11 protein-coding genes are annotated in these 11,794 nt (G+C 69.7%); 10 read left to right on the top strand and 1 reads right to left on the bottom strand.

From position 1 onward, the window contains the following. Positions 1–3: 3 nt before the first annotated feature. The 10 genes from murD (at position 4) to lpxC (ending at position 11,308) form a co-directional block, all read left to right on the top strand. Complete coding sequence (gene murD / locus D103_RS0108430) at positions 4–1,347, top strand: UDP-N-acetylmuramoyl-L-alanine--D-glutamate ligase (RefSeq protein WP_018876477.1); 1,344 nt, start codon at positions 4–6, stop codon at positions 1,345–1,347. Then, positions 1,344–2,549, top strand: coding sequence for a putative lipid II flippase FtsW (gene ftsW, locus D103_RS0108425; protein WP_019583714.1), 1,206 nt, complete (start codon positions 1,344–1,346; stop codon positions 2,547–2,549). Before murD ends, ftsW begins: the two co-directional genes overlap by 4 nt. Then, complete coding sequence (murG, locus tag D103_RS0108420; protein ID WP_018876476.1) at positions 2,546–3,640, top strand: undecaprenyldiphospho-muramoylpentapeptide beta-N-acetylglucosaminyltransferase; 1,095 nt, start codon at positions 2,546–2,548, stop codon at positions 3,638–3,640. Before ftsW ends, murG begins: the two co-directional genes overlap by 4 nt. Continuing rightward, positions 3,637–5,067, top strand: coding sequence for a UDP-N-acetylmuramate--L-alanine ligase (murC, locus tag D103_RS0108415; RefSeq protein WP_018876475.1), 1,431 nt, complete (start codon positions 3,637–3,639; stop codon positions 5,065–5,067). The genes murG and murC overlap by 4 nt, the downstream gene beginning before the upstream one ends. Continuing rightward, positions 5,064–6,026 (top strand): UDP-N-acetylmuramate dehydrogenase, encoded by a 963-nt coding sequence (murB, locus tag D103_RS0108410; protein ID WP_018876474.1) that lies wholly within the window; start codon positions 5,064–5,066, stop codon positions 6,024–6,026. Before murC ends, murB begins: the two co-directional genes overlap by 4 nt. Beyond that, a complete protein-coding gene (locus D103_RS0108405) occupies positions 6,023–6,961 on the top strand; it encodes a D-alanine--D-alanine ligase (protein ID WP_018865655.1) in 939 nt (312 codons plus the stop codon). The genes murB and D103_RS0108405 overlap by 4 nt, the downstream gene beginning before the upstream one ends. Before the next feature lie 65 nt (positions 6,962–7,026). Next, a complete protein-coding gene (locus D103_RS0108400; protein WP_026280317.1) occupies positions 7,027–7,749 on the top strand; it encodes a cell division protein FtsQ/DivIB in 723 nt (240 codons plus the stop codon). 23 nt (positions 7,750–7,772) lie between these two features. Next, a complete protein-coding gene (gene ftsA / locus D103_RS0108395) occupies positions 7,773–9,008 on the top strand; it encodes a cell division protein FtsA (protein WP_018865657.1) in 1,236 nt (411 codons plus the stop codon). Between the two features lie 97 nt (positions 9,009–9,105). Next, the gene (ftsZ, locus tag D103_RS0108390) at positions 9,106–10,263 is read left to right on the top strand and encodes a cell division protein FtsZ (protein ID WP_017942791.1); all 1,158 of its coding nucleotides are present in this window, start codon (positions 9,106–9,108) and stop codon (positions 10,261–10,263) included. Between the two features lie 124 nt (positions 10,264–10,387). After that, a complete protein-coding gene (gene lpxC / locus D103_RS0108385; protein WP_231366535.1) occupies positions 10,388–11,308 on the top strand; it encodes a UDP-3-O-acyl-N-acetylglucosamine deacetylase in 921 nt (306 codons plus the stop codon). A 16-nt stretch (positions 11,309–11,324) separates the two neighbouring features. Here lpxC and D103_RS0108380 read toward each other — a convergent pair whose 3' ends face one another. Beyond that, a complete protein-coding gene (locus D103_RS0108380) occupies positions 11,325–11,765 on the bottom strand; it encodes a DciA family protein (RefSeq protein WP_018876471.1) in 441 nt (146 codons plus the stop codon). Positions 11,766–11,794: the final 29 nt, after the last annotated feature.

Here is an 11,794-nt window from a genome sequence, read left to right as displayed (position 1 = left end):
CCCATGATGCGAGCCAGCGGCGACAACCTGATCGTGGGCCTGGGGGCGACCGGACTGTCGGTGGCCCGCTTCCTGCGCGCGCAGGGCCAGTCGTTTGCGCTCACCGATACCCGGGCGGCCCCCGCGGCGCTGGCTACGGGCGCGGACTGGGTGAACGCCGCCTGGGTGGGGCCGCTGGACGATCTGGATGCCACGGCCTTCGCCCGAATTGTGGTCTCGCCCGGTGTCGCCCTGGAACACCCCGTCCTGCAGCAGGCGCAGGCGGCCGGTGCCCGCCTGATCGGGGACATCGATCTGTTCGCCGAGCAGGCGACCGCCCCGGTGATCGCGATCACCGGCTCCAACGGCAAGAGCACCGTGACCGCCCTGGTGGGCGAGCTGCTCCAGGCCGCTGGCTACCGTGTCGCGGTCGGCGGCAACTTCGGGACCCCGGCGCTGGACCTGCTGGAATCGGCGCCCGATCTGTACGTGCTGGAGCTGTCCAGCTTCCAGCTGGAGCGCAGCCACACATTGGCGCCGGCCGCCGCCGCCATCCTGAATATCTCCCCCGACCACCTGGACCGCTACGCCGATCTGGACGCCTATGTACGCGCCAAGGCCCGGATCCTGGATCGCGCCCAGCGCGGCGTGCTGAATCGCGAGGACACCTGGCTGCGCGAGATCGCGCTGCCGCAGGACCTGCAGGTGATCTCCTTCGGTCTCGACGCCCCGCCGCGTGCGGTCGACTTCGGCGTGCGTCCGGCCCCCGAGGATGGCCCCGAGCTGGTGCATGGCGACGAGGGCCTTCTCGCCACGGGTCGCCTGCGCCTGCGGGGGCAGCACAACTGGGCCAACGCCCTGGCCGCGCTGGCGCTGGCCTGGCCGTGGCTGGAGCCAGGCGCGCCCCGGGCCCGCGCACTGGCGGCGCTGGCCGAGTTCCCCGGGCTGCCGCACCGCTCGCAGTGGATTGCCGAGGTCGACGGGGTCGCATACATCAACGACTCCAAGGGTACCAACGTGGGCGCCACCCTGGCCGCGCTGCGCGGTACGCCGGGGCCGCTGGTGCTGATTGCCGGGGGGCAGGGCAAGGGCCAGGACTTCGCCCCGCTGGCGGATTACATCCCGGGCAAGGTCCGCGGGGTGGTCCTGCTGGGCGAAGACGCGCCGGCCATCGCCCGCGCCCTGGCATCAGTGGTGCCGGTGCAGCGCGTCGACGACATGGCCGCCGCGGTCGCCCAGGCCGCCGCCTGGGCGGAGCCCGGGGATACCGTGCTGCTGTCGCCGGGCTGTGCCAGCCTGGACATGTACGAGAATTACCAGGCGCGCGGCGACGACTTCGCCCGCGCGGTGCGGGGGCTCGCGGCATGAGTGTCTCGAGTAGCCGCCTCGGACTGCCGGATCGCGGCCTGGTGGCCGGCCTGCGCGATCACGTGGACCTGCCTCTGCTGGCGGTCGCGGCGACCCTGCTGGGGATCGGGCTGGTGATGGTCGCCTCGGCCTCCATGGGGTTGGGCGAGCGCTATTTCGGCAATACCTGGCACTTCTTCCAGCGCCAGGTGATCTTCGCCGCTATCGGTCTGGCGGTGGCGACCTTCCTGTGGTCGGTTCCGCTGGCGCGCTGGGAGCGCGCGGGGCCTTGGTTGCTGATCCTGGTGATGGTGCTGCTGATCGCCGTGCTGATCCCCGGGGTGGGCCGCACGGTGAACGGGGCGACCCGCTGGATCCCGCTGGGCATGTTCAACCTGCAGGTGGCGGAACTGGTGAAATTGCTGGTGGTGATGTACCTCGCCGGCTACATCGTGCGCCACTACTCGACGCTGCGCCTGCATTTCCTCGGCTTCATCCGTCCGCTGATCGTGCTCGGGGTGGGCACCATCCTGATGCTGCTGCAGCCCGACTTCGGGGGGGCGGCGATCATGCTGGCGATCGGCATGGGCATGCTGTTCCTCGCCGGTGCCAAGCTGTGGCAGTTCGCCGCGCTGGGGGTCACGATCGGCGCCGGTATGGCGGTGGTGGCGGTCGCGGCACCCTACCGCGTGGCGCGCCTGACGGCCTTCCTCGACCCCTGGCAGGACCCGTTCGCCACCGGCTTTCAGCTGACCCAGTCGCTGATCGCGATCGGTTCCGGCGGCTGGTTCGGGGCCGGGCTGGGCAACAGCGTGCAGAAGCTGTTCTACCTGCCGGAGGCGCACAACGATTTCCTGTTTGCGGTCTTTGCCGAGGAGTTCGGCTTTGTCGGCGTTATCGCCCTGATCGCGCTGTTCGGGGTGCTGGTCTGGCGCTGCATCCGTATCGGCCTGTATGCCGAGCGCGCCGGCCATGCCTTCGCCTCCCATCTGGCGTTCGGCGTGGCGATCTGGATGGGCCTGCAGGCCTTCCTGAACCTCGCCGTGAACATGGGGCTGCTCCCGACCAAGGGGCTGACCCTGCCGTTTCTCAGTTACGGCGGCAGTTCGCTGATTGTCTCGCTGGCGGCCATCGGCCTGGTGATGCGCGTCTACCGCGAGGCCCAGGTGCCCGCTCCCCGGGCGGCGCAGCCGTCCCGTCGCCGGCGGGGAGGTGCGGCATGAACGCCCCGCGCATCCTGATCATGGCTGGCGGCACAGGAGGCCACGTGTTCCCCGGGCTGGCGGTGGCCGAGGAGCTGCGTGCCCGCGGCGCCGAGGTGCGCTGGCTGGGTACCACCCGCGGCGTGGAGGCGCGGCTGGTACCGGAGTCCGGCATCGAACTGACAACCCTCCCCATCGCCGGGATTCGCGGCAAGGGCGTGATCGGACTGGCGCTGGCGCCGTGGCGGCTGGGTCTGTCGCTGTGGGCGGCGCTGGGCCTGATGACGCGCCTGCGCCCGGACGCCGTGATCGGTTTCGGCGGCTTCGCGGCCGGGCCCGGCGGCCTGATGGCGGCCGCGCTGGGGCGCCCCCTGGCGATCCACGAACAGAACGCGGTGGCCGGCCTGACCAACCGCTGGCTGGCGAAGGTCGCCGACCGGGTGTACTCCGGCTTCGAGCACAGTTTTCCCGAACGGGTGGCGGTCACGGTCGTGGGCAACCCGGTGCGCGCGCAGATCGCCGGCCTGCCCGTTCCGGAGGTCCGCTTCGACGAGCGCGAAGGCCCGCTGAACATCCTGGTCCTGGGGGGCAGCCTGGGCGCGCGCTCTCTTAATCGGACCCTGCCCGCGGGCCTGGCGATGGTGGCGGCGCAACAGCCCCTGAACATCCGCCACCAGGCCGGCGAACGCACCCTGGAGGAGGCCCGGTCCGCCTACGCCGAAGCCGGGCTGGCGGCCGAGATCTCCGCCTTTATCGAGGACATGGCCGCCGCTTACGCCTGGGCGGACCTGGTGATCTGTCGCGCCGGGGCCCTGACCGTGACCGAGGTGGCCGCCGCCGGGGTGCCGGCGATCTTCGTCCCCTATCCGCATGCGGTGGATGACCACCAGACCGCGAACGCCGAGGCCCTGGTGCGCGCGGGCGCGGCCTGGATGATCGCGGATGCCGAACTGACGGCCCGGGCCATCTTTGACCGGGTCGGGCCGCTGGATCGCGAGGCCCTGCGGGCCCGCGCGGTCCTGGCGCGCGAGCAGGCCTGCCCGGACACGGTGCAGCGCCTGGCCGACGCCTGCATGGAGATGGCGGGTGCCCGCCCGGAGGGATCGTCATGAACGCCACGCGCCTGCCCCGTCACGCAATGCGCCGCATCCGCCGGATCCACTGCGTCGGGATCGGGGGTTCCGGCATGAGCGGGATCGCCGAGGTCCTGCACCAGCTGGGTTACCGGGTTTCCGGTTCCGACCTGGGGCAGTCGGCGATGGTCGAGCGCCTGAAGGCGATGGACATCCCGGTGGTGGCGGCCCATACCGAGGCGAACGTGGCGGACGCGGACGTGCTGGTGGTTTCCAGCGCGATCAACCCGTCCAACCCAGAGGTCCAGGAGGCCCGTCGTCGGGGTATCCCGATTGTGCGCCGCGCGGAAATGCTCGCCGAGCTGATGCGTTTTCGCTACGGCATCGCGGTGGCCGGCACCCACGGCAAGACGACCACCACCAGCCTGGTCGCCAGTGTCCTGGCGGAGGCGGGCATGGATCCGACCTTTGTGATCGGCGGGCGCCTGAACAGCACGGCCAGTCACTCCAATCTCGGGGCCGGTGACTACCTCGTGGCCGAGGCCGACGAGAGCGATGCCTCGTTCCTCCATCTGCAGCCAATGATCAGCATCGTGACCAACATCGATGCCGATCACCTGGGGACCTATGGCAACGACTTCGGCAAGCTGCGCGCCACCTTCCTCGAGTTCCTGCATCACCTGCCGTTCTACGGCATCGCCGTGCTGTGCGCGGACGACCCGCAGGTGCGCGACCTGTATCCGGAACTGGAGCGCCCGCGCCTGACCTACGGCATCGAGCAGCCGGCCGACGTGCGCGCCCTGAATGTGCGCCAGGAAGGCGTGCGCATGTATTTCGATCTGGCCCTGCCGGGGCAGGCCGCATTCCCCGTGACCCTCAACCTGCCCGGCCGCCACAACGTGCTGAACGCCCTGGCCGCGGCGGCGGTCGCGCACGAGCTGGAGGTGGCGCCGACCGCGATCCAGGCCGCGCTGGAGCGTTTCCAGGGCATCGGCCGGCGCTTCCAGGTCCAGTCCTGGCAGGCCCCCAGCGGCCCGGTGACCCTGGTCGACGACTACGGCCATCACCCGCGGGAGATCGCCGCGACTCAGGCCGCCGCGCGCGATGCCTGGCCGGATCGGCGGCGCATCACGATCTTCCAGCCGCATCGCTATACCCGCACGCGCGACCTGTTCGAGGACTTTGTCGAGGCGCTGTCAGAGACCGATGTGCTGATCCTGCTGGAGGTGTATGCCGCCGGCGAGGAGCCGATCCCCAGTGCCGACGGCCGCAGCCTGGCGCGGGCCATCCGCTTGCGCGGTCAGGTCGAACCGGTGTTTGTCGAGCGGGCCGACGACGTCGTCGATGTCCTCGGGCGCATGCTGCGCGCGGATGACGTGGTCATTGCCCAGGGCGCCGGCGACATTGGCCGCCTGGCCGGTCTGCTCCCCGAACAGCTGAGCGCGTCCGGCGAGGGGGGCACATGATGGCGGCGCGCGAGATCGAGCCGATGGCGACGCCGTTCGCCGGGGAGCCGCGCGGGCGGCTGCAGGCCCGGGTGCCGCTGGCCGGGCTCACGTCGTGGCGGGTCGGCGGGCCGGCCGACTGGCTGTTCCAGCCGGTCGACCTCGACGACCTGGTGGCCGCGTTGCGCGACCACGCGACCCACGCCCCGCAGATGCCGGTGACCTTCCTCGGGCTTGGCAGCAACGTGCTGATCCGCGACGGGGGTGTCGAGGGGCTGGTGGTGCACCTGTCGGGTGTCCTCAACGAGCGCCGGCGTCTGGACGGTGATCGTCTCCTGCTGGGCGCCGGGCTGGCCTGTGCCCAGGCCGCGCGCTTCGGGGCCCGCGAGGGGCTGGTCGGGGCCGAGTTCCTGGCCGGCATCCCGGGCACGGTGGGGGGCGCGCTGTACATGAATGCGGGGGCCTGGGGCGGCGAGATCTGGCCGCTGGTGGAATCGGTGGCCACGGTGGATGTGCGCGGTGAACTGCATACCCGCACGCCGGCGGGTTACTCCATCGGCTACCGCAGTGTCCGGGGCCCGGAAGACGAATGGTTCACCGGCTGCGTGCTGCGGCTGGCCCCGGGCGACCCCGAAGCCGGAACCCGACGCATCCGCGAACTCCTGCGCGAGCGCTCGGCGAAGCAGCCGCTGGGTCTGCCGTCCTGCGGTTCGGTCTTCCGTAATCCGGAGGGGGATCACGCGGCGCGTCTGGTGGAGGCGGCCGGGTTGAAGGGCCTGCGCCGCGGCGCGGCGGAGATCTCGCCCAAGCACGCCAATTTCATCACCCACGACGGGACGGCCCGCGCCGCCGATATCGAATGGCTGTTGCGCCATGCCCAGGACGAAGTGGAGCGGCGCTTCGGGGTGCACCTGGAGCCGGAGGTCCGGGTGCTGGGCCGCGCCGCGGGTGCGAACGAGACAAGCGAGGGAACGGCATGAGCAAGCGAAGCGCACAAGACTACGGCCGGGTCGCGGTCCTGATGGGGGGCTGGTCCGGCGAGCGCGACATCTCGCTCCAGAGTGGCCAGGCCGTGCTGGCGGCTCTGCAGCGCCAGGGTGTGGATGCCCACCCGCTGGACCTGACCCGCGAGAGTGCTCGCTGCCTGGCGCTGGAGGGCTTCGACCGGGTGTTTATCGTGCTCCACGGCGAATGTGGCGAGGACGGCACGTTGCAGGGCTGCCTCGACATGGCGGGTGTGCCATACACCGGGACCGGCGTGCTCGGCTCCGCGCTGGGCATGGACAAGCTGGCCTGCAAGCGGCTGTGGGCGGGCAGCAATCTGCCCAGCGCGCCCTACCGCCTGCTGACACCCGGTTTCGATCCGGAGGCGGTCGCCGAGGCCCTGGGCCTGCCGCTGATCGTGAAGCCGGCCCGCGGGGGCTCCAGCCTCGGCATCACGCGGGTCGATCGCGTCGCCGATCTGCCGGCGGCGTTCGAGGCGGCCCGGCTGCAGCCGGGCCAGGTGTTCGCCGAGCAGTGGATCCGCGGGCGCGAGTACACCGTCGCGATCCTTGGCAACGAGCCGCTGCCCGTGGTGGAGATCCGTACCCCGGGTGGGTTCTACGACTACCACGCCAAGTACGAGGCCGATGATACCGGCTACGTCTGCCCGCCCCCGCTGGATTCGAGCGCGCTTCTGGAGCTGCAGTCCCTGGCGATCGCGGCCTTCGCGACGCTGGAGGGCTGCGGCTGGGGCCGGGTGGACATCCTGCAGGACGAGCACGGCGAGAACTTCCTGATCGAGGTGAACACCATCCCGGGCATGACCGATCACTCGCTGGTGCCCAAGGCGGCCGCGCAGGCCGGGATCGACTTCGACGAGCTGTGCCTGCGCATCCTCGATTCCAGTTTCGAGTGTGGAGGGCTGCGTTGAACGCACGGCGTACAACCCGACCCGCGCGCCGGCCGCAGTCGCAGGGGCCGTCGCCCTTGCGCCGCCTGGCCGGCCCGGGGCTGCGCCTGATGGCCGGCATGGGCCTTGCCGGGATGCTGGTGCTGGGCGCGCTGGCCTGGCTGCAGTTCGACCCGGATGCCTGGCTGCCGATCGAGCGCATCGAGGTGACCGGCAACCCGCAGCACGCGGATGTCGCGGCCGTGCAGGAGCTGGCCCGCGCCCATGCATCGGGCTTTGTCGGGGTCGAGCTGGAGCGCCTGCGCACGGCGCTGGAGGCCCAGCCCTGGGTGGACACGGTGCGCCTGCGCCGCCAGTGGCCGGACACGCTGGTGGTCGAGATCCGCGAGCCGGTGCCGGTGGCGCAATGGGGCGACGATCACCTGGTCGACCGCCACGGCCGGCTTTTCGGGCCGGTGGCGCTGGATGACTGGGAGGGGCTGCCGGCCCTCGCAGGGACGGATGGGCGGCAGGTGGTGCTGATGCACCGCTACCTGGAGGTCTCCGCGCGCCTGGCCGATGCCGGGCTGGAGGTCACCGGGCTGCAGGAAGGGGCGCGCCATGACTGGAGCATCCACCTGGCGGACGGCGTGCGCGTGCTGATGGGGCGGGATGCCGATCTGAGCCGCCTGGGTCAGCTGGTCCGCGCGGTGCCGGCGATTCGCGACTATCGCGATGCCCCGGTGGAACGGATCGACCTGCGTTATCCGCACGGGCTTGCGGTGGCCTGGGCGGATGCGGCGGATGACGGTGCGGGAGACGCCCGATGACACGAACGACAGGACGCAGAAAGATGATGGCAAAGAAGTCGGAACCCGGTCTGATCGTCGGCCTGGACGTCGGGACCTCGAAGATCGAGGCGGTGGTCGGGGAGCTGACCGAGGAAGGCGAGATCGAGATCATCGGGATCGGCTCCTCCCCTTCGCGCGGGCTGAAGAAGGGCGTGGTGGTGAACATCGAGTCCACCGTCCAGTCGATCCAGCGCGCGGTGGAGGAGGCCGAGCTGATGGCCGGCTGCGAGATCCACTCGGTCTACACCGGGATCGCCGGCTCTCACATCAAGAGCTACAACTCCACCGGCGTGGTTGCGATCAAGGACGGCGAGGTGGTCGCGGGCGACGTCGACCGGGTGATCGACGCCGCGCGCGCGATCGCGATCCCGGCCGACCAGCGCATCCTCCACGTGCTGCCGCAGGAATACATCATCGACGAGCAGGAGGGCATCCGCGAGCCGATCGGGATGTCCGGGGTGCGGCTGGAGGCCAAGGTGCACCTGGTCACCGGCGCGGTGTCCGCGGCGCAGAACATCGTCAAGTGCGTGGAGCGCTGCGGGCTGCGGGTGGACGACATCATCCTGGAACAGCTCGCCTCCAGCTATTCGGTGCTCAGCGAGGACGAGAAGGACCTGGGTGTCTGCCTGGTGGACATCGGCGGTGGCACCACCGACATCGCGGTGTTTGCCCATGGCGCGATCATGCACACCGCGGTGATCCCGATTGCCGGGGATCAGGTGACCAACGACATCGCGGTCGCCCTGCGCACGCCGACCCAGTACGCCGACGAACTCAAGATCAAGTACGCCTGCGCGCTGCGCTCGCTGGCCGACCCGGGCGAGAGCATCGAGGTGCCCGGGGTGGGCGATCGGGCCGCGCGCCGGCTGTCGCGCCAGACGCTCGCCTCCGTGGTCGAGCCGCGCTACGAGGAACTGCTGCAGCTGGTGCAGGCGGAGCTGCGCCGCAGCGGCACCGAGGAAATGATCGCCGCCGGGGTCGTGCTGACCGGCGGATCGTCTCGAATGGAAGGTGTGGTGGACCTCGCCGAAGAGGTCTTCCACATGCCCGTACGCCTGGGGGTGCCGCAACGCGTCACCGGGCTCCTGGATGTGGTGAAGAATCCGATCCACGCGACGGGAGTGGGGCTGCTGCTCTACGCCCGCGAGTCGCGTGCGGAGCAGGAGGCCCGGCCCGTGAGCAGCGGGTTCCAGGGCGTATGGGCGCGCATGAAGCGCTGGTTTTCCGGGCAGTTCTGATGACCAGGACACCGGAATCTTTGGGGGTCGGACCGCTCTCCGGCCATGACGCAGGCCAACAGAAGTACCTGTACACACGCAACGAGAGGACGCAATCATGACGTTCGAACTGATGGATACCTATAGCCAGAACGCGACGATCAAGGTCGTCGGCGTCGGGGGCGGCGGCGGCAACGCCGTGCAGCACATGGTCAACTCGCAACTGGAGGGCGTGGACTTCATCTGCGCCAATACCGATGCCCAGGCCCTGAAGAGCCTGGATTCCAAGACGCTGCTGCAACTGGGTGGCGACATCACCAAGGGCCTGGGGGCCGGGGCGGATCCCTCCGTGGGCCGCGAGGCCGCGCTGGAGGATCGCGAGCGCATCCAGGACCTGCTGCAGGGCGCGGACATGGTCTTCATTACCGCCGGCATGGGCGGTGGTACGGGTACCGGGGCCGCGCCGGTGGTGGCGCAGATCGCCAAGGAGATGAACATCCTGACCGTGGCGGTGGTCACCAAGCCGTTCCCGTTCGAGGGCAAGCGCCGCATGCAGGTGGCCATGTCCGGGATCAAGGCCCTGACCGAGCAGGTCGACTCGCTGATCACCATTCCCAACGAGAAGCTGCTGACGGTGCTGGGCAAGAACACCACCCTGCTGGACGCCTTCAAGGCCGCCAATGACGTGCTGTTCGGCGCGGTGCAGGGCATTGCCGAGCTGATCACCCGCCCGGGCCTGATCAACGTCGACTTCGCCGACGTGCGCAACGTGATGCGCGAGATGGGTATGGCGATGATGGGGACCGGCTCCGGTTCCGGCGAGGACCGTGCCCGCGAGGCGGCCGAAGCCGCGATCGCCAGCCCGTTGCTGGAGGACATCGATATCTCCGGCGCGCGCGGCATCCTGGTGAACGTGACCGGCGGCATGGATGTCGGTATCGGCGAGTTCGAGGAAGTCGGGGAGGCGGTGAAGGCCCTGGCCTCGGAAGACGCCAACGTCGTCGTCGGGACGGTGATCGACCCCGAGATGACCGACGAGCTGCGGGTCACCCTGGTGGCGACCGGCCTGGGGGCCCCGGCCTCGCAGTCCGAACGTCCGCAGGTGCGGGTGGTCGATGCCCAGCCGAAGAAGGCCGTCGGTTCCGACGTCGAAGTCGACCTCGACCAGCCGACCGTCAAGCGCCGCGGTGGCGACAACCTGGCGGTGGACTACAACCAGCAGCAAGGCATTGATGTGCTGGATATTCCGGCCTTTCTGCGCAAACAGGCGGACTGAGAGCGCCGGCACATGCAGGACGAGCGGAATCCTGCAATAATGCGGCAATCGTTGTGTGCATGAGGAGCCCGGGAGGGCCCGGGCTCCCCTTATGCGCTCTCCTGAAAGAGAGAGGCTCAATTCGTTGATCAGGCAAAGAACGCTCAAGAACAGCATTCGGGCGACCGGGGTAGGACTGCATACCGGAGAAAAGGTGGTGCTGACCCTGCGGCCGGCCCCGGTGAACACCGGGATTGTGTTCCATCGCTGCGATCTTGATCCGTCCGTGGAGATTCGCGCCTGTGCCGACAATGTCGGCGACACGCGGCTTTCGACCACGCTGGTCAATGGCGATGTCCGGGTCTCGACCGTGGAGCATCTGCTCTCGGCCATAGCCGGACTGGGCATCGACAACCTGCACGTCGACGTGAGCGCCGCCGAGGTGCCCATCATGGATGGCAGTGCCGGTCCCTTCGTGTTTCTGCTGCAGTCCGCCGGGCTGAAAGAGCAGGACGCGCCCAAGGAATTCATTCGGGTCAAGCGCAGCGTGGAAGTCCGCGAGGGCGACAAATGGGTGCGCTTCGATCCCTACGAGGGGTTCAAGGTCGGTTTCTGCATCGACTTCGAACACCCGATGTTCACCGACGGGAGCCAGCGCGCCGAGCTGGATTTCTCGTCCACCTCCTTCGTGAAGGAGGTCTCGCGTGCCCGAACCTTCGGGTTCATGCGCGACATCGAGGCCCTGCGGGCCAACCAGCTGGCGCTGGGCGGCAGCCTGGACAATGCCGTGGTGCTCGATGACTACAAGATCCTGAACGAGAACGGTCTGCGCTACGACAACGAGCTGGTCAAGCACAAGATCCTCGACGTGGTCGGGGACCTGTACCTGCTCGGCCACAGCCTGATCGGCGCCTTCACCGGGCACAAGTCCGGGCATGCACTGAACAATCAGCTGATCCGCCAACTCGCGGCCGACGAGACGGCCTGGGAAAAGGTCACCTTCGAGGACCCGAACGAGCGCCTGCCGATCTCCTTCGGCCAGCTGGCACCGACGCCGGCGGGCTGAATACCGCGGCGCCGGTTCAGTCCGGCTTCGGCGGGGACGGGCGCGCCGCGCGGGCGAGCCGATCCAGCGCACCGGCCAGTTCGGGATCCTGAATGCGAGAGGCGGTGTCGGCGAGGATCTGCCGGGCCGCTTCCGGGATCTCGCGCCGTTCCAGCCGCGCGGCCGGTTCGGCAGGGCGGGGCACCCGGGACAGCCGGATGCGCATCTGCTCGATGCCCTCGAAGCCCGCGGCACGCAGGGTCTTGAGCAGTTCGCGTTGCTGGAAACGCAGCTCCGTCGCCAGGCCGCGGTCCGCGCAGATCGCGACCAAGGTGTCCTCGCGCAGGGTGAACGCCAGTCGCCGCGCCTTCAGCGCATTGCCGGCGAGGCCCTCGAGGGCGCGCTCCACGCCGCGGTCGCGGCCGGAGTGCGCGGACCAGTCGCGGGCGATGAAACGGGTGATCCGCTGCGGTGTCATCCCGGTAACCCGGTGGCGCAAGGCGGAGA

Source organism: Thioalkalivibrio sp. ALE31 (genome assembly GCF_000377405.1).
In the GTDB taxonomy this organism is placed as follows: domain Bacteria; phylum Pseudomonadota; class Gammaproteobacteria; order Ectothiorhodospirales; family Ectothiorhodospiraceae; genus Thioalkalivibrio.
The sequence above is the reverse complement of the archived record's forward strand: the minus strand, read 5'-3'. Positions and strand labels throughout refer to the sequence as shown.